Annotated in this window: 10 protein-coding genes; 2 read left to right on the forward strand and 8 right to left on the reverse strand. The window is 29.8% G+C overall.

What is annotated here, in order from left to right; all coding sequences use genetic code 11:
* Positions 1–173: 173 nt before the first annotated feature.
* The 7 genes from NQ543_RS09910 to NQ543_RS09940 all read right to left on the reverse strand — a co-directional run bounded on the left by NQ543_RS09910 (position 174) and on the right by NQ543_RS09940 (position 19,218).
* Positions 174–584 carry a YolD-like family protein gene (locus tag NQ543_RS09910; protein ID WP_004609514.1) on the reverse strand — a complete coding sequence of 137 codons (411 nt, stop codon included), beginning with the start codon at positions 582–584 and terminating at the stop codon, positions 174–176.
* Between the two features lie 11 nt (positions 585–595).
* Positions 596–2,116 (reverse strand): Y-family DNA polymerase, encoded by a 1,521-nt coding sequence (locus NQ543_RS09915; protein ID WP_004609513.1) that lies wholly within the window; start codon positions 2,114–2,116, stop codon positions 596–598.
* Positions 2,117–2,198: 82 nt separating this feature from the next.
* Complete coding sequence (locus NQ543_RS09920; protein ID WP_004609512.1) at positions 2,199–3,659, reverse strand: glutamate synthase subunit beta; 1,461 nt, start codon at positions 3,657–3,659, stop codon at positions 2,199–2,201.
* Positions 3,652–8,154 (reverse strand): glutamate synthase large subunit, encoded by a 4,503-nt coding sequence (gene gltB, locus NQ543_RS09925; protein ID WP_039903949.1) that lies wholly within the window; start codon positions 8,152–8,154, stop codon positions 3,652–3,654. Before gltB ends, NQ543_RS09920 begins: the two co-directional genes overlap by 8 nt.
* A gap of 13 nt (positions 8,155–8,167) precedes the next feature.
* On the reverse strand, positions 8,168–9,748 hold the full coding sequence (gene asnB, locus NQ543_RS09930) for an asparagine synthase B (RefSeq protein WP_039903948.1): 1,581 nt from the start codon (positions 9,746–9,748) through the stop codon (positions 8,168–8,170).
* A 12-nt stretch (positions 9,749–9,760) separates the two neighbouring features.
* A complete protein-coding gene (locus NQ543_RS09935) occupies positions 9,761–11,857 on the reverse strand; it encodes a glutamine synthetase III family protein (RefSeq protein WP_004609509.1) in 2,097 nt (698 codons plus the stop codon).
* 1,406 nt (positions 11,858–13,263) lie between these two features.
* Positions 13,264–19,218, reverse strand: a complete 5,955-nt coding sequence (locus tag NQ543_RS09940) for a GH92 family glycosyl hydrolase (RefSeq protein ID WP_004609507.1) — start codon at positions 19,216–19,218, stop codon at positions 13,264–13,266.
* Positions 19,219–19,552: 334 nt separating this feature from the next.
* On the opposite strand from NQ543_RS09940, the gene NQ543_RS09945 reads away from it, so the two are divergent.
* Both NQ543_RS09945 and NQ543_RS09950 read left to right on the forward strand, forming a co-directional pair.
* Positions 19,553–20,965, forward strand: a complete 1,413-nt coding sequence (locus tag NQ543_RS09945; protein WP_004608941.1) for an IS91 family transposase — start codon at positions 19,553–19,555, stop codon at positions 20,963–20,965.
* Between the two features lie 10 nt (positions 20,966–20,975).
* Positions 20,976–21,155 carry a hypothetical protein gene (locus NQ543_RS09950; protein WP_004608942.1) on the forward strand — a complete coding sequence of 60 codons (180 nt, stop codon included), beginning with the start codon at positions 20,976–20,978 and terminating at the stop codon, positions 21,153–21,155.
* 180 nt (positions 21,156–21,335) lie between these two features.
* Here the strand turns inward: NQ543_RS09950 and NQ543_RS09955 are convergent, their stop codons facing one another.
* A complete protein-coding gene (locus NQ543_RS09955) occupies positions 21,336–25,874 on the reverse strand; it encodes a GH92 family glycosyl hydrolase (RefSeq protein WP_004609506.1) in 4,539 nt (1,512 codons plus the stop codon).
* Positions 25,875–25,880: the final 6 nt, after the last annotated feature.

Consider the following 25,880-nt stretch of genomic DNA (forward strand, 5'->3'; position numbering starts at 1 on the left):
CAATAATTCTTACACGACTTTTTTAACTATATTTTTCTTATTAATATCAAAAGCAATACCTACACTAACAAGAAGATTTATAAAATAATAGCTAAAACATTTAACAAGCACTAGTATTTACTTATCTTTAAATTTATTATAACACATATTTTTAATAGATTCTATCATTATTTTTACCATTCAAGCCAATATAAATCATCTAGCTTTATTTTCATTCCATTGTTTAAAACTAATACCTTATTATACTCATCAATCTTCTTTATATTAGCTAAAACTGTGATATATTTTCCTCCTGATTTTTTTAAATCAGCTTGAAAATAAGTTATTTTTATTTCAAATAACTTATCAAGATTTAATAAAATATAGTTTAATTTATTATTTAGTATTTCTTTTTGATTTTCATCTAGTTCTTTTTTTGAATCAGTAATTCGACTAGCTTCATCGATTGATTCTTTATGACCTGTCAAGGCTGCAAAAGGGGCAAATTGAGCAGCTCGATCAATTATTTTCATTTGAGGATGTTTTGATGATATGTGACGTGGCATATTTATAATATCATCATAGTTATGAATATCTTTCTTCATTATTTTCTCCTTTATGCTTTATGTCCCCCTATTGTTTTATTACGTTCAATTGTTGTAGCACCTTCTTTAAGATTCATTCCTTTTAAGATTGCATTTTTACCATATTTCTTTTTGATTTGTAATGTTGCTTGCTGTAACTTTTTTTCTTTTAATAATTCTTTTGATTCTTTTTCTCGTTGTTTTTTTAAAGCTTCATAATCAGTAAATAAATCTAATTGTTCAATTGTTTTTTGATTAATTAATGTCGCTTCACTTACAACATGATTAGCTGAAATATTAATTCTTTTTACTGTTAAGTTTTTATCAATGATTTTATCATATAATTTCATTACAGCATCAATAATTAATTTTGCAGACGCAGTTTTTTCATTAAGATTTACTGTTCCATGAGCATGTTTAGGTATTTTTCTACCATAATAATCAGTTGTAATTTCTCCTTGGTAATATTTATATTTTGAAAGATTTTCGATATCATAACCAATTGTTAAAACAATTTGATCAGTAACTAATCTTTTTTCAACTAAGTTTAATGAAAGCAAATCAAGCATTTCTTTTACAACTAATTTTGCTTTATTAAAATCATATGGTGAATCTAAAACTTGGCCACTACCAATACTATTATTTTCTGGTTTATAGCCTTTAATATCATTAATCGTACATGGTTCATAGCCCCAAGCATGATCAATTAATAATTCAGCATTAATGCCAAATAAATCATAAAGTAAATCTTCATTATAATATTCATCTTCTTTACCAATTGAACATTTCGCAATATCTCCCATTGTATATAAGCCAACTTTTTTTAATTTATTTTGATAGCCTTTGCCGACTCTCCAAAAATCAGTAATTGGCTGATGATACCAAAGATATTTTCGATACATCATCTCATCTAACTGAGCTATTCTAACACCATCTTGATCTGCTTTTGTATGTTTAGCAACTATATCCATAGCAATTTTACACAAATATAAATTTGTTCCAATTCCAGCGGTAGCTGTAATCCCAGTAGTTTTTAAAACATCTAAAATAATCATTTTTGCAAATTCCCGGGGCTTTACATTATAAACTTTAAGATATGATGTAATATCAATAAAAACTTCATCAATCGAATAAACATGCATATCATCTACAGAAACATATTTTAAGTAAATTTCATAAATTTTAGTACTATATTCAATATAAAAAGCCATTCGTGGTGTTGCAATAATATATGATAATGATAAGTTTGGATCTTGACTAAGTAAATTATCATCATATGATTCACCAGTAAATTTTTTATTACCTAGTTTATTTTTTCTTTGTTGATTTATTTCTTTGACCTTTTGAATTACTTCAAATAATCTTGCTCTTCCTGGAATTCCATATTTTTTTAATGATGGTGATACTGCTAAACAAATTGTTTTTTCACTACGACTTACGTCAGCAACAACAAGATTAGTTGTTAAAGGATCAAGATTTCTTTCAACACATTCAACTGATGCATAAAACGACTTTAAATCAATTGCCATATATATTCGTTTATCTTGTTTCATTTATTCATTCACCCTTTATATTTATTTTACCAAAAAAAAGAATCTTATAACAAAAAAGAATTAACTTTAATCGTTAATTCTTTTAATCAAAATCTTTCATTAAATATTCATTTACTTCATTAGCACATTCATTACCTTCCATAATCGCCCATACAACTAATGATTGACCACGACGACTATCTCCAGCAACAAAAATTTTATCATCAGTTGTTTGATAAGAAAATTGTTTAGTTGCAATAGTATTTTTAGCAGTAGTTTGTAAATTAAAAGTATTTTTTAATTCTAAATCAATACCAGTAAAACCAGCAGCAATTAACAATAAATCTGCTTTGATAATTTTTTGACTACCTTCAACTTCAATTATCTTACCATTATTAATTTCAATATTAACAATTTTTACTGCTTTAAGTTGTCCTTTTTCATCAATACATTCTTTAACAGTTGTTTTATAAAGACGTGGATCATGATGAAATATTTCCATACTTTCTTCTTGACCATAATCAATTTTATTAACGTGAGGCCATTGTGGCCATGGCTCTTCTTTTGTTCTTGTCGAAGGCAATTGTGGCATCATTTCCAACTGTGTTACTGAGATACAACCATGACGAATAGCCGTAGCAACACAATCATTTCCTGTATCACCACCACCGACAACAACTACATGTTTATCTTTAGCACTAATATAATTTCCTTTTTCATAAGTATTATCAAGCAAGGCTTTAGTTGTTGATGCAAGAAAATCAACTGCTAAATATATTCCTTTGCTATTTCGACCAGGTACTTTTAAATCACGTGCTTGTTTAGCCCCACAACATAAAACTATCGCATCATAGTTCAACAATAATTCTTCTTTTGTAAGATCAACACCGACATTTTTATTGGTAATAAAAATAATTCCTTCTTCTTTCATTAATTGAATACGTCGTTCAATTATTTTTTTATCAAGTTTCATATTTGGAATTCCATACATTAACAAGCCACCTAAACGATCTTCTTTTTCATAAACAGTAACTTCATGTCCTTTTTGATTTAATTGATATGCAACCGTTAAACCAGCTGGACCACTTCCAATTACTGCAACCTTTTTACCTGTACGAAAACTTGGTAAATTGGCTTTAATTAGACTATTTTTAAAAGCTGTTTCAATGACATATAATTCATTATCCTTAATTGTAACAGGATCATCATTCAATCCACATACACAAGCTTTTTCACATAAAGCAGGACAAACACGGCCAGTAAATTCAGGAAAACAATTTGTTTTTAATAATCTTGCTAGTGCTTGTTTTTCATTACCACGATATATTTCATCATTCCATTCAGGAATTAAATTATGTAAGGGGCACCCTGAAACTGTTCCTTTTATAGAAATGGCAGATTGACAAAAAGGTACTCCACAATTCATACAACGTGCACCTTGTTGTTTCCTTAATGATGGATTTAAAGACTGATGAAATTCATCGAAATTTAAAATTCGCTTTTGTGGTTTAATGGAAAAATTATCAACACGTTGATATTCTAAAAACCCTGTTGGTTTAGCCATGATATTCCTCCTTTATTCCGTGAATTCTATTGAACGCTTCAAGTTTTGCTACTTCAAGTGGATAGCCTCTATCTTCATATTCTTTTATTATTGTCATAATTTTTTGATAATCTTTTGGTACAAGCTTTTTAAAACAAGGCAACCAATTTGCATAGTCATTTAAGATTGTTTTAGCAAAAGATGAAGCTGTTGCCTTAAAGTGTTTATTAATCAAATCATATAATTCTGCTTGATCTTGACTATTAGTAACTTCTTCCATCAAGACCATTTCTTTATTTAACCGTTTATCTAAATCGTTATCCTGATCTAAAACATATGCAATTCCTCCGCTCATTCCAGCCGCTAAATTTTTACCTGTTTTACCAAGAATTACAACTTTTCCACCTGTCATATATTCTAAACCATGATCTCCACACCCTTCTACAATTGCAATTGCTCCAGAATTTCTTACCGCAAATCGCTCTCCGGCAAGACCATTTACATAAACCTCACCAGATGTTGCCCCATATAAAGCTACATTTCCTATAATTACATTATCATGACTATTATATTTAGCTTTAGAATTAGGATATATCGCTAAATGCCCTCCTGATAAACCTTTTCCAAAATAATCATTGGCATCACCCACTAAATTCATCGTAATTCCTTTAGGTAAAAATGCTCCAAATGATTGACCGGCACCACCGATACAATTAATGGTAAAAGTATCATCGTTTAGTTTTTGCTGATATTTTTTAGTAACCTCACTACCAAATAATGTTCCAACACTTCGATCAAGACTAGAAACATGAATTGTTTCTTGATGTTTTGTCCCTCTATTCAATGCATCTTTAAAACGTGGTAAGATTTCTTTCATATCTAATTTATTTTCTAATTCAAATTGATAAATATCTTGTTTTTTAAAATGAACAGGATAAGCTTTTTGATTTAAAATTGCTTTTAAATCAATATCTTGACCAATCTTATCTTTAACTTTTAAACAATCAAGATGACCAACCATTTCTTCAATCGTTCTAAAACCAAGACTAGCCATAATTTCTCGTAACTCACTAGCTATAAAAATCATGAAATTCATTACATATTCCGGTTTACCTTTAAATCTTTTTCTAAGCTCTTTGTTTTGAGTTGCAATGCCAACTGGACAAGTATCTAAATTACAAACTCGCATCATGATACATCCCATGGTAACTAGTGGTGCAGTAGCAAAACCAAATTCCTCAGCTCCTAATAATGTTGCAATTGCAACATCACGACCCGTCATTAATTTTCCATCAGTTTCTAATACCACTCGTGTTCGTAAATTATTTTCTACTAATGTCTGATGGGTTTGTAATAAACCAATTTCCCAAGGTAATCCAGCATGGTGAATTGAACTTTGATTTGCTGCTCCGGTTCCTCCATCATATCCTGAAATTAAAATAACTTCAGCTCCTGCTTTTGCTACTCCACAAGCTACTGTACCTACACCATTTTTAGAAACTAATTTAACTGAAATTCGTGCCTCACGATTAGCGTTTTTTAAATCATAAATTAGTTGTGCTAAATCTTCAATTGAATAAATATCATGATGTGGTGGTGGTGAGATTAAAGATACTCCGGGTGTTGAATATCGTGTTTTAGCAATCCAAGGATAGACTTTTTTTCCTGGTAAATGTCCACCCTCACCTGGCTTTGCTCCTTGTGCCATTTTTATTTGAATTTCTTTTGCACTTACAAGATATTCACTAGTTACTCCAAAACGGCCGCTAGCAACTTGTTTAATTGCACTATTAGCTTTTCCATAAAGGCGTTCTATTTCTTCACCACCTTCACCAGAATTTGATTTTCCACCTAATTTATTCATGGCAATAGCCATGCATTCATGTGCTTCTTTTGAAATTGAACCATATGACATAGCTCCGGTTTTGAATCTTTTTACAATTGATTCAATACTTTCTACTTCATCTATAGATATTGCTTTTCTTTTTGAAAAATCAAAATCTAAAAGTTGTCTAATTGTATATGGTTTATCTTGTTGATTTAGTTGTTTTGAATATAATTTAAATAATTCATAATCATTATTTTGAGTAGCCCTTTGGAGCATAACTATTGTTTCAGGATTATATAAATGAATTTCTTTATCTTTTCCTTTACGATATTTATGAAATCCTAAACTGTTTAATGAAGCAAAAGTTGATAGTTTTGAAGAATCGTAAGCATAATTATGATAATAGCGAATATCTGCTTCGATTTCTTCTAAACCGATTTTTCCAATACAATTGATAGTATTAGTAAAATATTTATCAATTACTTCTTGTTTAATTCCAACTGTTTCAAAAATTTGAGCTGATTGATATGATTGTAAAGTTGATATTCCCATTTTAGATGCAATCTTTACAACTCCATGAACTATTGCCTGATTATAATCTTCAATTGCTTGATTTTCTTCTTTTTCTAAAATATTTTCTTGAATCATTTCATGGATACATTCATGAGCTAAATATGGATAAATTGCTTTAGCCCCATATCCTAATAAACATGCAAATTGATGCACATCTCGAGGTTCACCACTTTCTAAAACAATTGATACATTAGTTTCTTTTTTAGTATTGATAAAATGATGTTCTAGAGCAGAAACTGCAAGTAACGAAGGAATAATGAGTTGATCGTAAGCAACATCTCGATCGGATAAAATAAAGATATTAACACCATCTATATATGCTTTGTCACATTTTACAAACAAATCATCTAATGCCTTTTGTAATGTTATTTTCTTTGAAAATGATAGCGAGATTACTTTACTACAAAAACCTTCTTGATTTAATTGTTTTATTTTATCAATATCTAATCGATCAAGAATAGGATTATTAATTTCTAAAACTTGACAGTTTTTAGCTTGATCTTGCAATAAATTACCTTGTGATCCTAAATATACAGTCGTATCTACTACAACATCTTCTCTTAATGCATCAATTGGTGGATTAGTTACTTGAGCAAATTGTTGTTTAAAATAATGAAATAAACGAGGATGACACTTACTTAACATAGCTAATGGTATATCAGTTCCCATAGCTGCTAATGATTCTTTTTTGTTTTGTGCCATTGGTAAAATAATATCTTTAACATCTTCATAAGTATAACCAAAAACTTTATATAAAATATCTCTTTGATTTTGATCAAGATATGATGCTTTATTATGTACTGTTAAGTTTTTTAAATGCAATAAATATGAATTTAGCCATTTTCCATATGGTTGTTTTTTAGCATATAAATTTTTACATTCTTCATCACTAATAATTTTTTTATTTATAGTATCTACTAAAAGCATCTTTCCAGGCTCTAATCTATTTTTACAAATGATTTTTTCTTCAGGAATATCTAATACTCCTACTTCTGAAGATAAAATTAAAGTTTGATCATCTAAGATATAATAACGAGCTGGTCTTAAACCATTTCGATCTAAAATTGCTCCCATTTTATTTCCATCAGAAAATAAAATTGCAGCTGGTCCATCCCAAGATTCCATCATTGTCGCATAATAGTGATAAAAGTCTTTTTTATCTTGAGCTATTTCTTCATTTTTCCATGGTTCTGGAATCATTAGCATTATTGCTTTTTCTAAAGGTATTCCATTTATATATAAATACTCTAAAGCATTATCTAAAATTGCAGAATCTGAGCCTTGAATATTAACAATCGGATATTGATCATCATAGAATTGAGATTTTAAAATATCTTTACGTGCTAACATACGATGACTATTACCATGAATAGTATTAATTTCCCCGTTATGAGCAATCATTCGATTTGGATGTGCTCTTTGCCAACTAGGTGTAGTATTAGTAGAAAAACGAGAATGTACAAGAGCAATTGCACTATGATAATCATGATCTTGTAAATCATCATAAAATAATCGTAATTGTTCAACTAAAAACATCCCTTTATAGACAATTGTTTTAGCTGACAAAGAACAAATATATGTTTCTAGATTTAATTGTTCGAATTCACGTCTAATTTTATATAATAAGCGTTCAAACTCGATGTCTTTTTCAATCTGTTTAGGTCTTTCAACAAAACATTGCATTATATAAGGCATACACTCTTTAGCCTTTTGACCAAGTATTTCATCATGATAAGGAACATTACGCCATCCCAAAAATTTTACTTCTTTATTTTTTACAATATCTTCAAATATTTTAAGTGCAATATTCCTTTTAACTTCATCTTGAGGTAAAAAGAACATCCCAATTCCATAATTATTTTCATCATTTAAATTTATATTTTGTAAAGCAGTAACTTTTTTAAAAAAATGATGAGAAATTTGAAGAAGAATTCCTACTCCATCACCAACTTTACCACTAGCATCTTTTCCTGCTCGATGTTCCAATTTCTCGACAATTTGTAAAGCTCGATCAACAACTGTATAATCCTTTCTTCCATCTATGTTTACAACTGCACCAATTCCACAAGCATCATGTTCATTTAGCAATTGCATCTTTAGATTTCTATCTTCCATAATCTCAACCTTTCTATTTTCCACTATCCCCATAATTAGAAAGTACTCTAGCTGATGGGTCATCAACTGTACATCCTGGCCACTTTTTATTTGGCATCCAATAGTCTTTAATCATATGGACTTGATGAGGATAATATTTTTCAAATATTTCTCGATATAATAATGCTTCTTTTGTAAATGGCTCAATATCTTGATACCGTTTCTTTTTTTCTTCAAACTCTTGATCTGTATATTTTAAATTAGCATAACGTTTTAATTCATCGCTTAACGAATGACCAACAGCATCGGAAAAAGCCGCCTTTTCTCTCATTAAAATATGTCTTGGTAAATATCCTTTATCAAAAGCTCGTCTTAATAAATATTTTCCTTTACCATAAACATTCATTTTCATGTGTGGATCAATATGCATAACATATTTAACAAAAGCCAAATCACCAAAAGGAACCCTTGCTTCAAGTGAATTAACACTAATACAACGATCTGCTCTTAAAACATCATACATATATAATTCACTAACTCGTTTTTTAGCTTCATTTAAAAAAGCCTTAGCATCTGGGGCAAAGTCAGTATACTTATATCCAAATAATTCATCAGAAACTTCACCAGTTAACAATACACGAATATCTGTATGTTCATGAATATATTTACAAATAAGATACATCCCTATCGAAGCGCGAATTGTTGTAATATCATAAGTACCTAATATTGAAATAACTGTTTCTAAGGAGTTAATAACATCTTCTTTGGTAATAATTACTTCGGTGTGTTTGCTGTTGATATAATTTGCGACTTCACGAGCATATTTTAAATCAATCGCATCTTCGCTCATTCCAATTGCAAAAGTATGAATTGGTTTATTTAAAAGTTTTGATGAAACTGCACATACTAATGATGAATCTAGTCCTCCACTTAATAAAAAACCAATTGGTACATCAGCATCCAAACGTTTTTTTATTCCTGCTATTAATAAATCATGAATATTAGTACAAACTGTGTCTATATCATCTTGGTAATATTTTGTTACTTTAGTTATATCTAAGTAACAAATAAATTGGCCATCTTTATAATAGTGTCCAGGAGGAAAAGGATAGATTTTATCACATAATCCAACTAAGTTTTTAGCTTCAGATGCAAAAATAATTTGCTTATCTTTATCATACCCATAAAATAGTGGTCTAATTCCAATTGGATCTCTTGCAGCAATTAATTGTTTAGAATTTTCTTCATAAATAATTAATGCAAACTCGCCGTCAAGCTCTTTAAACATTTCTACACCTTTTTGTTCATAAAATGGTAGTAATATTTCACAATCACTTTCACTATTAAAATTAACTCCTTTTTTTATTAAATCCTCTTTAATTTTACGAAATCCATAAACTTCCCCATTACAAACAAGATAATTATTTTTATATTTAAAAGGTTGCATCCCTCTTTGATTAATTCCCATAATCGATAAGCGATGAAATCCCAACACACATTGATCTATTTCAACAATTTTAGTAGCATCAGGCCCTCTTGAAAGGGTCTGATTGAACCCCTTCAAGAATTCTTCATGTGATATACACTTGCCATAATAGCCCATTATTGAACACATATAATTTCCCCCTTATAAAATACCAAACAATAATTTTCCATATGTTGGAAATGGCCATAATTTTTCATCAATTAAAGTTTCTAATTTATCACAAGCAACTCTTAATTCATTCATTTTGATAATAATATTATCTTTATAAAATAATGCCTGTTTTTCAAAATCATCTATTTCTTGTGCTTGTTTTAGATTTTCTTCTAATTTTAATGTTGTTTCATAGGCTTGATTTAGTAATATTGTAGTTTGTTCAAGAATTTCTTGTTCATATAAACTTTTATTAGTTGGTAATACTTGTTGTTTTGATAAAATTGTATCTGCAAGTTGTTTAGTGTAATTACTTATTGCTGGTAAGATTTCTTTTTTTGACATATTTACCATTGTTAAAGCTTCAATATTTAATATTTTGACATATTCTTCCATTAAGATTTCATAACGTGAATAAATTTCTTCATCATCAAAAACATGATGTCTTTTAAATAATTCACGGTTTTCTTCTTTAATAAAATATGGTAAAACATCAGGAGTAGTTTTTAAATTTAATAAACCACGTTTTTTAGCTTCTTCAATCCATGCTTGATCATATCCATTTCCATTAAAAATAATTCTTTTATGTTCCTTAATTGTCTTTTGAATCAATTCATGTAATGCAGATGAAAAATCATTACTATTTTCTAAAATATCTGCAAATTCTTTTAATTCATCAGCAATTACAGTATTTAAAACAATATTACATCCTGCAATCGAAGAACTAGAACCTGGCATCCTAAACTCAAATTTATTACCAGTAAAAGCAAATGGGGAAGTACGATTACGATCAGTTGTATCTTTTGTAAACTTAGGTAATACATGTGCCCCTATTTTCATTAATTCCTTAACTTTTCCATCGTATGCTCGATCTTCTTCAATTGCTTCTAAGATTTCTGTTAATTCATCACCTAAAAATACAGAAATAATTGCTGGTGGTGCTTCATTTGCACCCAAACGATGATCATTTCCAGCTGTAGCAACTGATAATCTTAATAAATCTTGATGCTCATCAGCCGCTTTTAAAATTGCACATAAGAATAATAAAAATTGTGCATTTTCATATGGAGTTTCTCCTGGTTCTAATAAATTAACACCAGAATCTGTAGAAATTGACCAGTTATTATGTTTCCCACTGCCATTGATTCCTGCAAATGGTTTTTCATGTAGTAAAGCTACTAGATCATGTTTTTTAGCAGTACGTTGAATCAACTCCATTATTAATTGATTATGATCTGTTGCAATATTAGTTGTTGAAAAAATTGGTGCTAATTCATGCTGAGCCGGTGCTACCTCATTATGTTCAGTTTTAGCAAAAATACCTAATTTCCACAATTCAACATTTAAGTCATTCATAAATGCTTGTACTCTTGATTTAATTGTTCCAAAATAATGATCTTCCATTTCTTGCCCTTTTGGTGATGGTGCACCAAATAAAGTACGTCCTGTATAAATTAAATCTTTTCTTTGTTCATAATATTTTTTATCGACTAAAAAATATTCTTGTTCTGGTCCCACTGTTGTTTTAACAGAAACAACATCATTATTTCCAAACAATTTTAAAATTCGCATTGCTTGTTTTTGAATTGCTTCCATACTTCTTAATAATGGTGTTTTTTTATCCAAAGCATGACCAGAATATGAACAAAATGCTGTTGGAATACATAACACATTATTTTTAATAAATGCATATGATGTAGGATCCCATGCTGTATAACCACGAGCTTCAAAGGTTGCTCTTAATCCTCCGTTTGGAAATGATGAAGCATCAGGTTCACCTTTGATTAACTCTTTTCCAGAAAATTCTAAAATCATTTTTCCGTTTTTCTTAACATTGATAAAGCTATCATGTTTTTCTGCCGTTACCCCTGTCATCGGTTGAAACCAATGTGTATAATGAGTTACCCCATGTTCAATTGCCCAATCTTTCATTGCATTTGCTACAGCATTAGCAATTTTAATATTTAATGGTTTAGATTCTTTTAATGTTTTTTGTAATTCTTTAAATGTGTCTTTTGGTAATCTTTTTTCCATCGTTTCTTCATCAAAAACCAATTCCCCAAATAATTTTGTAATATCTTTTTTCATTAAGTTGACCCCCTTTTATTGATAAATATATATCTTAATGATAAATATTTATTACTTATTGTTTGTATTATGCATCAAACATTATCTGTTGTCAATATATTTTTATTATTTTAATAAAATATTATCATCAAATAAAATAAAAAAACTATTAATAACCTATTGTTACTAATAGTTAAAACCATATAGATAATTATATTTTCAATACTAATTTATTGTAAATGTCGATAGGAAAGGAAAGAAAAGTTTTTTTACTATTATATCAAGTATTTTTAATATTTTTATCTATTGTTTTATTTTAAGTATTGTGTATCATATTATAATTTCTAACCAGTTAATATTTATTTTAGATTATTATTGATTTGTTGTACTATTAATTTTTATAATTATATATTATTTTAAATAGTAATAAATATCATTGGTTATTATTTTTGACAATTGTACCAATTGAATCTACTGCAATATTTATAAATACTAATTCATCAAGCCAAATTAATTTTTCATATTACAGTAATATTAAAGAGAAATTTTTTAAAATTTACCGGTTAAACAGTTTGTTAAACTGTACCAGTTTTCCATCTATCACATTATATCTAGCAATTTATTTAATGATTTTAGATGGTTAATTAATGATGTGTATTTTTTTATAGCGTGTATTTTACATCATAGTACTTTTTATCTCATCACCCCTTTATCTTTTTCTTAACTATAATATACCATAATATATTAATTAAAATAAGTTAGATAAAATGTAATTTTTTTTACATAAATTATAGACAAAATTTATGTAAAATTATTTTACATTTTTTTATCCCCCTCCTCTAAAAAAAGACTATTAATAATTTAAATCATTAATAGTCTTCAATACAATTTCTAATACTTATCAATTATATTTTCGAAAGGAAAGAAAGGTTTATTTATTATAATATTATATATTTTATTTAAAATTATTCATTTTACTACTCCTAACTATACAAGTTTAATTTCTTGCATATTAGCACCAAATATTAGTGTAGTAAATAATAGCTATTTATCTCTGTAACTAAATATTCATTTACTTTTTAAACAATACTTAATATGACTTATCAGCCTCGATTATTATAACTCAAGTTTTAAACTCTTGAGCCTGAGTCACTGTTTCACCATTAAATATTTAACAAGAATTTTATAAACATTTATTTATATAACAACTATCTTCTCCAATTTTATATCGTTATCACCTTCTTGACTATAATATAGCATATCGCAATTATTAAAAAAAGATAGATAAAATGTAAGTTTTTTTACAAAATTTACATCTACAATTATTGTAATTTTTTTTACAAAATTTGCATACAAAAAGGAGGAACAGATATTATTGATAAACTCAATAATTCTGATCTTCCTTATTTATTAACAATATTTTATAATTAATTTTCTTTTCTTTTCAATATTGTATATCCAGCAATGCTTAATAATGCAATTGTTGCAAACATTCCTGCTAAGCTTTCATCTCCTGTTTTTACACTTGCAGTTGTATCACCATTATTTACTGGTGTACTTACTGTGTTATCAGTTGTTACTGTTTGTAATCCTGCGATTGCTTTTGCTAGAACATCTTTTGCATTATCTACTTCTTTTTGAGTGGCATCTGGATTTTCATATACTGCTTTTGCTTCATCTAATGCTTTTGTTAATCCATCAAATGTTGCTTTTGTATAGTTTGCCCCGTTTAATCCATTTGCTTGATTAATTAAGTCTTCTAATAAGCTCTTATCTGGAATTAATCTTAAGTTCAAGAATGCTGTTACTAATTCACTGTATGCTGTGTTTACTTCTTCTTGCATTGCATTTTCATCGTTATATACAGCAATTGCTTCAGTTAATTCTTTATCAAAAGCTGTCCATGTAGTTTGAGTATATTTAGATGAATCTAATCCTGTAACTTTATCGATGAATGCTTTTAATGCTTTTTTATCTCCTTTGAAGAATTCTAATTTTTGCATTACACTAGCAAGTCGATCAAATGCATTATCTACTTCTTCTTGTGTTGCACTAACATCATTATAAACTGCATTAGCTTCATCTCTTGCGGCAATGAATTCATCAACTACTGCTGGTACGACATTAGCTAAATCTTCATCAGTGATTGCATTAGCTAGATCTACTGCAATTTTTAATGCTACTTTATTGACACTATCAGTTTCTATTGGTTTAAGTGCTTTAATTGCTTGATCTAAGTTAGCTACAGCTTCATCTACTTGTGCTTGTGTTAATGAAACTGTTTCATAAACTGTTTTTGCATTTTCTAATGCTGCTTTAAATTCTGCTTTTCCTTCTTCTTTATATAAATCTAAATCAATTGCTTCAGCTTGTTTAATGATTTCTTCAAGAGCAGTTCTATTTAATGCAGTTAATTTTGAATGAGCATCAACTAATCCATCATATGCATTTTTGAATACTTCGTATTCACTATCAGTTGGAATAGCTTTTGCTACTTCAATTGCTTGCATTAAATTAGCATAGCTATCTTTTGTATAATCAGCTTCATTAATATTTTCTAATTGTACTACGTAATCATTTAAATCAAATGCAATTTTATATTGTAATGCTGCAAGAGCATTATCAATATCTTTAATAGCAATTCTTACATCATTAGCTGTTGCATTTTGATTATCAATTACAGCACTACCAGTTAATAATCTATCTTTGAAGATATTAAATCCAACATAATGATATTTATCATATTCTTGAAGTAAAGCTACATTTTCATCATATTTTGCTTGTAATTGTGATTTATCAACATCAGCTATTGGTTCACCAAATTCAAACCAGTCGAAGTTAGCTACCCAACCACTTCCATCTGTATGTAATTTTAAATATACATCATGACTTCCTGTGATTTCTTGATCAAATACTTCTCTAATTACTGTATAATTTGCCCATCCATTTGTAGTTGGTAAATTAATTGTTCCAATTGGATTTCCATCCATATTGTCTAAATATACATCTATTCTTGAATTTGTTCCTGCAGTTCCTGGATTATGTGAATAACGTACTGTCATTTCTGTTTTCCCATTAAATTCAACACCGTTATAACGAAGCCATGCATCATTTCTAGCTCCTCCGATATTTGTCAATGATTTTCCAGTATTATCAGTACTATTTTCAACTTTTAATTCAGCTCCTGACCAGTCATCTTTATTTTCTGCTTCTATATGATTTACACCAGAATTTACAAATTCCATGTAATCAATATTAGCAACATATGGTCTTCCACCGTCATTTGTACCTCTTAATACAAAGCAAATATCTTGAACACCAGTAACACTAGTATCTAATTTTGTACTAACTGTTTGATAATCGCTCCATCCACCAGTAAGAGGTAACATGATAGTTCCTAATAATTCACCATCTTTGTTATCTTTTCTAATTTCAATACGAGCATCTAATGCACAAGCATCTACACGTGTAGAGTAATGTACATTAATTGTATCAGCTTCAAGATTATTAAAGTTTACATTATTGTATTTAATCCAAGCTCCATCATATGTTCCACCTAAGTTGATAGATTCATTCTTTAAGCCATTTCCTGAGTTTTCATCACTTTTTTCAGCTTCTAATTTAACACTATCAATATCAGCAGTTTCTTTAAATTGCAAATAATCAACTTTAGCTACATATGGTTTACTATCTTCTGTTGTTCCTTTGAAAACAAAATATACATCATGTTTTCCATCTAATAATTCAGGATTACTAATTTCAAATTGAAGTGTTTCATAACTTCCCCATGCAGTTCCTGTTGCTGGTAATTGAATATCACCAATCAATGTACCATCAACACCATCTAAACGTACTTCTAAATGACTATCACTAGCACAACGATTACTAGCATTATCATAACGAAGTTCTAAATATTTTGGACTTAGACCATTAAAATCAAGAGCATCATATCTTATCCAAGCACCATCATATGTTCCATGAAGTACTGAACCTTCAACTCTTAAACTTCCGCCAGATGTAACATCACTGCTTTCAGCTTGTAAAACAGAGAATCCATCTCTTGGAATATCAAGTTGTTCTTGAGCATCAATAATATCACCAATAGCTAAATCAATTTCTTTACTAGTCGCATTTTTGTTATCTAAAAGTTCTTGTCCTTTAGCTACAGCATCTAAAACTGCTTGATAAGATGATTGTGTATAAGCACTAGCATTTATATATGTTGCTTCAGCCATAGTTCTTTTTAATTTAGATGTATGATCATAATCAAAATCTAATAATAAAGCAGTCATTCCGCCACGTGAACTTTGACCAATTTCACTAGCTAATGCTCCATTGAAAGCACTATCTGTAAATGCAAGTTCAATTTCTGCATCTGCATCATTGTTTACTGCTTTTCCTTCAAAGCTCAATACTGCTGTATGATCATCTATCTTGATCATTTTTACAGTTAATCCTTCTGGTACATTGTTGATTTGTACTTTTCCTGTTGCTACAAAATCTTCATTTACTTCTCCAGCAAATGTTGTATCTCCTGTTAAAGTAATTGTTGATGTTTCTAGGATTGCTCCATCATCACTTTCACTTTCTTTGAATTCTGATTGTGAATATGTTAATTGATTATCAATGAACATTACTTTAACATTATCTTTTGTTTTTCTAATACTGTCTTTAATTGGTTCATTTGTTGCGCCGTCAGTTATTTCGATTGTTAGGTTACTGATACTGTCATTTAATGTATGGTTTTTAGCTTTTCCATTTAATGACACTTCTACTTTATTTGCTTCTGTTTTTATTGCTGAGGCTTCTAATCCTTCTGGTATATTAGTGATATTGATCTTTCCTGTTGCTACTAGATCTTCTCCAATTTCTCCAGCGAATTCTTTTGTTTTTAATGTGATTGTTATTTTTTGATCAAATGATCCATCATTTGCTTTTGATTCTTCAAACATTGCTGATGAATACGCTATTTCATCATCATCGTATGTTGATGTATCAGCATTGTCACTGCTTGATTTTGCAGTTACTCCGTTTTGTGCCCACGAAGAAGGTGTATCTCCCATTTCAAATGATAATACTCCTCCTCTTGTGATTTCAGAGTAATCTACCCATGTACGATCAAATGATTTTCCATTCAATGTTGCTGATTGAATATATTCATTTGTATCTGATACATTGTTTGCTTCGATTGTAAATGTTTTTCCATTTCCAACGTCTAATGTTATTTTTTCAAAGAATGGTGATCCAATTTGGAATGTTGTATCCCCTGGTGTCATTGGGAAGATTCCCATTGCAGCTGATACAAACATCATTGCCATTGTTCCTGCATCATCATCCATTGTTTCCAGATATCCTTGTGGTGATAATTTATACATTTTTTGTTTTTCAGTTTGTGTTCCACTTGCGTAGTTACTATTCCATGTTTCTCTTGTATAAATTTCTCTTACCCAATGTTGTGTTAAATCTGGACGTCCTACAAAGTTAAATAAATATGGTGTATGTAATTCAACTTCATTTGCAGCATTATGTTGCATTCCTTTTGGATCATCTGGATCTTGCATACCGAACATATACATTAATGCTTCTAATGTTGCTTCTCTTCCACCCATTAAATCCATTAATCCGTTTACATCATTTGAACCATACCATGTATATTGCCACATTGTTCCTTGATATAAACCTGTATTAGTAGATGATGGATCTTGATTTAACCAATTTCCATTGCTGTCTCTATTCCATAATAATCCTAATTTTTTATCACTGAATGGTGAATCTACAGCATCTTTTCTAAATGTGTTTTTATAATTGAATGAACGGTCTAAGAAATATGCTGCTTCATCTTCTTTACCTAAAGCTTCAGCAATGATTGATAAGCACCAGTCATCGTATCCATATTCAATTGTTCTATCAACACGATTTGGTACATATCCAATTTTTTCTACTTCACTTGTAATTACTTCATTAACGATTTCTTTAGCTTCTTCATATGCTTCTTCTAAGTTATCGATATCTGTAAATCCTTTAGCCACACCATCTGCAAGTAATGCAACTGCATGTTCTGTTCTTACATTTGGTACTGGTTGTTTATCATGTGACCATGTAACGATTCCATAATCTAATGCATCTGCAATTGATTTTACCATATCTTTATATGTATCTGGTTGAATCAATCCGATCATCGGATATTTACGATAGTCATCCCATAATGTCCATGAATCATAATGTATGTAATCATTAGCTTCATGAATCTTTCCATCAGTTCCTCTAAATGTTCCACTTGTACTTGTAGCATTTACTGGTGTCATAAACATATGATATAGATGTGTATAGAATAATTGTTTTAATTCACCAGTTGGATCACTGACTTTTGAGCTTTCTACTCTTACTTTGCTTAATACATCATTCCATGCTTTATCAGCTCTTGATGCTGCCGCATCAAAATCCCAATCACTGATTTCATTATGCATATCGATTTTTGCTTGTTTTACACTGATTGGTGAAATACTTACTTTTAATTGTATTTCTTCATTTTCTTTGACATCAAAATTCATGATTGTTCCGATGTCATTACCTTTTTGTGATGTTTTATCACTTAAAGTTGTATCATTCCATGTTTTTACACTGTTAGCAGGTTTGCTTGTTTCCATGTAAAAATACATTGTATATTTACCATTTCCACTAACATTTCTACCACTGAATCTTCCACCGATAGCAGTAGTTGTATCACTTTGTTCTAATACATCTACATATGCATTTCTGATATCAGTACCATGATATGTATAGTTTAAATCAGTAATGATATTTACACTTCCTGCTTCTGGAAATGTATAACGATGAAAACCAGTACGTTGATCTGTTGTCATTTCTGCTTTGATCTTACCGATTTCTGGACTATCTTTAACATCATTATCTTTACCAGTTTTAGGTGTCAATTCTACACTATAGTAACCAGGTTTAGCTGATTCATCTTCTTTTGTGTAATTCATTGCACGAGTTTGAGCTTGAGGTCTTTGACTATATTCTACATATGTAGGAGTGACTAAGACATCACCACCGGCACCTTGACCCCCAACTCCTTCGATTCTTGTATGTGAAAATCCCTGAATTTGTAATTTACTGTAGTCATATCCAGCATGATCAAGAGTATTGTGTGGATATGTATCAGGGCTCAATTTAACTAATCCATTTGGTACAACGCTTCCTGGAAACAATTGACCATAGTCAACATCAGTACATACAAATGGATCAACATATTGAGTATAGCTTTCTTCCTGTTCTACTGCACTTACTTTTCTAGATGTAGAAGTAGTAACAGCTAATGTTGAAAATGCAACTGTAAAAGCTAATGCTCCCTTTAATAAGCGATTAATTTTCTTATTCACTTGTTTTCTCCTTTCTCAAAATTTTTTAAATATTATATTATTCCCCCTATTTATCACTATCACCTCCTTTAAGATCATAAAAATTATATGTCATATATCAAAGATAAAAACATATCACTTTTGTAAAAAGATTGTAAAAAATATATTAAAGCTTCATACCTGACTATACTATAGCACAGTAATATTGCTTAGATAAGTTAGATAAAATGTAAGTTTTTTTACATAATTTCTATCTAAAAAAAGGACAAAAATAAATTTTGTCCATTGGGTGATAAATCACAACTTTTATGATTATCTCCCTTTTTTTGTTTTATAATAGAACTGGTGATTTTAGATGATTGATTTAGCTGTACCTACTGATACATTAGCTCTTTTTAATTTAAGACAATATTTTAAAAAAAATTCTAAAGAATCTTTTAAATACATTTTCTTTGATAATTTTGAATATATTCACAATCTTTATCTTTCTGGTAAATTGCGTGATATTACTTTTGATAATATTCAAAAAACTATTCTTTGCTCCTCTGTTTATTTAGGTTTCGATCTTTTCGAATGCCCTAACTGCGGTCATGAAACTATTGTCCCTCATACCTGTTCTTCCAGATTCTGCAGCAAATGCGGTTCAAAAGCTGCCCAGCAACGTGCTGCTCATGTTTCTGCTATGGCTTTTGAATCAAAACATCGACACATTGTTTTTACTATCCCTAAAGAACTTAGACCTTTCTTTTTAAAAGACAGATCTCTTCTTGAGGGTTTCTTCACTGTATCTCGCAATGTACTGGCTTCTCTTTTCAATGACTGTAAATACCGTAAAATGAAAAACAGATTTAAAAAGAATCATATCTGCAAAAAAACAAAGCACAAATCCAAATATCTCTACAAAGATACCAGAAATAATATTATATTTGGTGCTATCGCTTCATTGCATACTTTTGGGCGTAATCTCCAATGGAATCCTCATATTCATATTTTAGTATGTGAAGATGCATACGATACAAAAAATGATAAAATTAAAAACTTTTCCTTTATGTCCTATAAAAAACTAAGACAGACATGGCGATATCAGCTACTTGATTATCTTGATAAAAGAATCGGTAACAATGAGACCTTCAGAAGACTAAAACTCTGGTATTATACTAAATACACTGAAGGTTTCTATGTCCATGCTCCTAAATTCAAAAAAGATCAGGATGAAGACGATATCAATGATTGCGTTAAATATATCACCAGGTATACCAGCAGACCGGTCATGGCCGAAAGCAGGATAGTAAAATATGATGATATCAATAAAACAGTTCACTGGTTTTATCACCGACACGAAGATGATAAGCGTATTGATGTAATCGAACCAGTTACCAGTTTTATCAATAATGTTGTTCTACACTGTCCTGAAAGAAATTTTAAGATGGTAAGATATTTTGGATTCTATGCAAACAAAAGTTTAAAGACATATGACAGAATGGCAGAACTGGTTGGAAAAAAACTTAAACGTAAAGTTCAGTACAAAAAAGAAAGAGCAGCAGCAGCTAAAATAAATAAGGAAAAGACACATTTCAGATATTATATGATACAATCATTTCAGAGGGATCCTCTACTATGTACATGTGGAGAAATAATGAATTATGCAGAGACATATGATCCTTTTGAAGGAGGGATAAAAAATGACAGACGATATCGAAACGGATGCATCTACAACTCAAAGTATCTCAAAAGTCGAACCAGACCAGCAGCAACAGGGATGGACTGATGAAGAACTTATGCAGTTTATTGAAAATGATGTAATGGTCAGGATGAAATGTGAATCATGCGGGTATGAAGAAGACGTACCTGATTGGATACTGGAAGAATTTTTGGAAATAGAATTACATAACGGATCAAAAGAAAGAAGATACAGCTGCCAATGTCCAGAGTGTAATAAAAACATGTTCAGGAAATAATATTTTCTGACACTTTTTTGGGTACCTTATTTTAAAGGTACCCTTATAGTTTTATTTTTACAATATACCCGTTGACGAATCCAAATTCTTATTAAATAAAAAAAACGTAAAATAATTTTACGTTTTTTTTACCTATTAAAAAGACTATCGATAACCTAAATTATCAATAGTCTAATTACATTAATCTTCTTTTCTTCTAAGTACTGCATATCCAGCTACACTTAGTAATGCAATTGAGGCAAACATTCCTACTAAGCTTTCATCTCCAGTTTTTACACTTGTAGTATCACCTTTATTTACTGGTGTGTTTACAGTATTTTCTACTGGTGTATTTTTTTCTAAACTATTGATTGCTTTTTCTAATGTAGTTTTTGCGCTATCTACTTCTTCTTGAGTGGCATTTGGATTTTCATATACTACTTTTGCTTCATTTAATATTTTTGTTAATCCGTCAAATGTTGCTTTTGTATAATTTGCTTTGTCTAATCCTTCTGCTTGATTAATCAAGTCTTCTAATAAGCTCTTATCTGGAATTAATCTTAAGTTCAAGAATGCTGTTACTAATTCACTGTATGCACTATTTACTTCTTCTTGCATTGCATTTTCATCGTTATATACAACATTTGCTTCATTTAATTCTGTTTCAAATGCTGCCCATGTAGTTTGTGTATATTTATCAGCTTCTAACCCACTAACTTTATCAATAAATGCTTTTAATGCTGTTTTGTCACCTTTTACAAAGTCCAACATATGAATTGCACTTGCAAGTCTGTCAAATGCATTATTTACTTCTTCTTGAGTTGCGCTGATATCATTGTAAATTGCATTAGCTTCATCTCTTGCTGCTTTGAATTCATTAGCTACTGCTGGAATTACTTTATCTAAATCTTCATCAGTAATTGTATTAGCTAGATCTACTGCAATCTTTAATGCTGTTTTATCGCTATCAACTACTTTGTCTCCATATAAATGGAATTCATATACTCTAGCATTATCTTCATTAGCGCTACCTAATTTTTTGATTAATAATCTAAAATTATCACCTATAACTGGTGTATCTAAGTTTGCATAATAAAGATTTTCTTGGTTACCAGTTACATTATGAACATCTTTCCATTCATCATTTTCTTTAACTTGTAATTGGAAATCTCTTGTAATATAACTTGCATTTTCTTTTTCTGCACTTAATAATTCTAAAGCATCCACACGGTATTTTTGTGGTAATTTTACTTCTAGCCAGTAGTACCCATTATCATCGTTACTATTACGACAACTCCATTTTGTATTTGTATCAAAATCTATTGCTTTAATAGCATCTTCATTTTCATTAACAGCATGATTTACTGATACTTCAATACCCGGAGTTTTCATAATACTTCCAGTAAATGTTGAATAATCCTTATCACCATAAAATTCAATTTCATAAATTCTAGTTGTTCTAGCTTGATTTGCTTGAGTTGGATTTGTTACATATAAACGAATATAACGCCCTTCAAACATCGGTAAAATTCTTGAAGTTGTTGAATCAGTATTTCCTACAACACTATCAACATCTAACCATTCATCACCTGATTTTACTTGAAGTTTGAAATCTCTTGTATTATATGATGCTTGTTCTCCACCTACTTGAGCATGTTTTACAACCCATTTAGTTAATTGGTAAACATCTCCTAAATCTATTTCTAACCAGAAATCTGGATTTGCTGATGATTCATTATCTTTACTACACCATTTAGTTTTAGTATTACCGTCAACAGCATATTTTCCATCTTCTGCTTCACTATGTCTACCACTAGCTGTTACAGTTTTATTTTTAGCTATATTTTCTGTAGATTTTATTTTTTTACCTGTTAAACCATTACTATTTTCTACTTTTAATTTTAATGGATCTGAAACATTTCCAAAAAGATCAACTGCTACTACAGTATAATAGAAAGTTCCTGCTTGCTTTGTTTCACTGTAACTTAAATCACTTGTAGTTGTTAAAAGACTTAATTCATCTAAATCATAATTTTCTTCATCATCACGATATACTCGATACTCTTTAACCTTTATATTATCAGTTGCTTCAGGCCAACTAAACTTAACTAAACCAATATCAAGATATCTTTCATCCAACTCAATTTCACCATTAAATATAGGTTTTTCAAAATCAGAAATATCTACTTTTACAACTGGTGAATTTAATGATTTATTTCCAAAATAATCTTCTGCTTCTACTTTAAAATATTTAACTTCATTTGATACATCAAATGTATAAGTTGTATCTTTAATTGAAGTAACTAATGTTTCATCATTTAATTCAAAATCTTCTTGAGTTGAACTATAGATATTATATTGTTTAATTTGTGTATTATCTGTAGCTTTATTCCAATTTAATGCTAATATACCTTCATTTAATTTTGAATCATCTAATGTTAATCCTGTTACATCACTTGGATTTTCATTATCTACTTCTCTTGCCCAATCACTTGGTTGACTACCCATTACATATTCTAAAGTTCCACCTTCTTTAATTTGATCCCAAGTTAATTTAGAAGATGTTAATGGTTGCCCATTCCATGTTGCTGATTGAACATAGATATTTTCATCACTAACATTGATTCCTTTAATAACAAGATCATTTCCTGTTCCTAAATGATAAGTAACTTCTGGTAAATGTGTTCCATGTAAGTAATAATTATTAGTTCCTGACATTGGGAAGAAGCCACTCATCATGAATAAATACATTGAACTCATTGCACCATTATCTTCATCACCTGGATAACCAACATCAGTATACTTACTTAAATATACGTCAACCCATTTACTTGCTAAATCAGGACGTTGAACTTCATCACTTGCTAAAGTCCAAATTGTTTGAAATGCCGGTTCATTTGCAAAGTTGATATAACCTTGTCCTAAAGCATAATCTAAACGATCAGCATATTCATATTTACCACCCATTTTTTCTACTAATGTTGGTAAATCAAATGTAGGAGAGTAACTTCCTTCCCAAATTCCTGCTTCATAAAAGTCATCATTGTACCCTTGCCATAATTTTTCAGTTCCATCATTTCCTACAAAATGACTTGGATCTACAGTTGCATAACTTCCATCTGCTGCTCTTTTATGAATAAATCCTTTATAACCATCTGATGACACCAGATTTTCATCCCAGTTATTTAACCACTTTTTAGAAGATTGAATATATTTTTCGTAATCTTCTTGATAACCTAAACCTTTTGCCATCATAGCTACAGCATAATCATTATAAGCAAAACCTATTGTTGCTGAACTTGGTTTCAAACGCCATGAATACTTATCACCATTAATTGCTTCTGTTTCACCAGTATTCCATCCTAGTGTTGCATAATTTTTTGAACGATAATTTTCTGCTTCACCTTTAACAACTTGATAAGCTTCTTGCCAATCTACACCTTCAATTCCTTTTAAATATGCATCAGCAATAATATTTTCTATATCATTTCCACCTTGTCCACAAATATATTCTTTTCCTTGAATATAAGCATCTGATATTTTTCCATTTTCTTTATAACGTTTGATAAATGAATTAATATTTGCTGCTACCATTTCTGGACGGGTTAATTGTAAAAATGGAAATACTGTTCGCCAAGAATCCCACAATGTATAATAATCATCCCAAGTTCCATGGTCTTCACTGCGGTTTCTTGGTTGAACATTAGTATGATATAAAGCTGTATAGAACTTATCTTTTGTTTCTTCGTCAACTTGACTACCTAATTCTACTTTTCCAAGAACTTCATTCCATACTTCTTCTGCTTCTTCTTTTTCTTTTTCAAAATCAAATTCACTAATTTCATTATTTAAAAATTCTTTTGCTTTATCTACACTTACAAAAGAAATTGCAATTTTAACATTAACTTCTTGATCACTTGAAGTATCAAATTTTACATAGGCACCAAAATGTTCATTATTAGATGTTTTTTCTAAACTTAAAACATCACTTTTTAATCCACTATTATCCCATGTTCCAATTTCTTCAATATCTTGATCAAATTCTAAAGCAAAATACATATTCCAATCACTAGGGTTCCAGTTTTTACTAAATGTACCACCACCAGTAATCATTTTATTTTCTTTATCAATATTAACTGATCCAGATTTTAAAGCTACTTCTCCTCCAATTTTTCTACTTACATCAATTAATAGTGATGAATCAGCGTTTTCTGGATAAGTGAAACGATAAATTGCTGAATGTTGATTAGGTGTTACCTCAGCTTTAATATCATATTTATCAAGCTTAACTGTATAATAATTTGCTTGTCCCTTTTCTTCACTTATACTTGATGCATGATCTCGATCACTTGTTTTTATTTCACCAGTTTGAGGTGATAATAAGAAATTACCATATGATTTTGTTCCTCCAGAACCTTGAGTATATAATTGACCAAAACCAACTACAGGATTTCCGCGATGATACCCTCCATTATCAGGTGGTGTTGTTTCAGGACTTGGATGAATAGATCCATTAGGTAATGATGGACCTGCTGATGTTGATCCTTCATCAACATCAGTTCCAAATAAAGTATTCGTATATTCAACATAATTTTCGTCAGTTTTATATTTTGCATCAACATTTACACTATTTATTGAAAATACTGACATAGTCATAAACGCTGATAATAAAACTGTAACAACTTTTTTTCCACGAATATTCATAATCTCATTTTTCCTGGTATATTGTAATTGACTCATTTAATA

It is taken from the genome of Thomasclavelia spiroformis DSM 1552, assembly GCF_025149465.1.
Lineage (GTDB): Bacteria > Bacillota_I > Bacilli_A > Erysipelotrichales > Coprobacillaceae > Thomasclavelia > Thomasclavelia spiroformis.

Excerpts from the sequence above, each read along its gene's own strand:
- NQ543_RS09920 (WP_004609512.1), bottom strand. The coding sequence starts at position 3,659 with ATGGCTAAACCAACAGGGTTTTTAGAATATCAACGTGTTGATAATTTT.
- gltB (WP_039903949.1), bottom strand. The coding sequence starts at position 8,154 with ATGGAAGATAGAAATCTAAAGATGCAATTGCTAAATGAACATGATGCT.
- NQ543_RS09955 (WP_004609506.1), bottom strand. The coding sequence starts at position 25,874 with ATGAGTCAATTACAATATACCAGGAAAAATGAGATTATGAATATTCGT.
- NQ543_RS09935 (WP_004609509.1), bottom strand. The coding sequence starts at position 11,857 with ATGAAAAAAGATATTACAAAATTATTTGGGGAATTGGTTTTTGATGAA.
- NQ543_RS09945 (WP_004608941.1), top strand. The coding sequence starts at position 19,553 with ATGATTGATTTAGCTGTACCTACTGATACATTAGCTCTTTTTAATTTA.
- NQ543_RS09915 (WP_004609513.1), bottom strand. The coding sequence starts at position 2,116 with ATGAAACAAGATAAACGAATATATATGGCAATTGATTTAAAGTCGTTT.
- NQ543_RS09910 (WP_004609514.1), bottom strand. The coding sequence starts at position 584 with ATGAAGAAAGATATTCATAACTATGATGATATTATAAATATGCCACGT.
- asnB (WP_039903948.1), bottom strand. The coding sequence starts at position 9,748 with ATGTGTTCAATAATGGGCTATTATGGCAAGTGTATATCACATGAAGAA.
- NQ543_RS09950 (WP_004608942.1), top strand. The coding sequence starts at position 20,976 with ATGCAGTTTATTGAAAATGATGTAATGGTCAGGATGAAATGTGAATCA.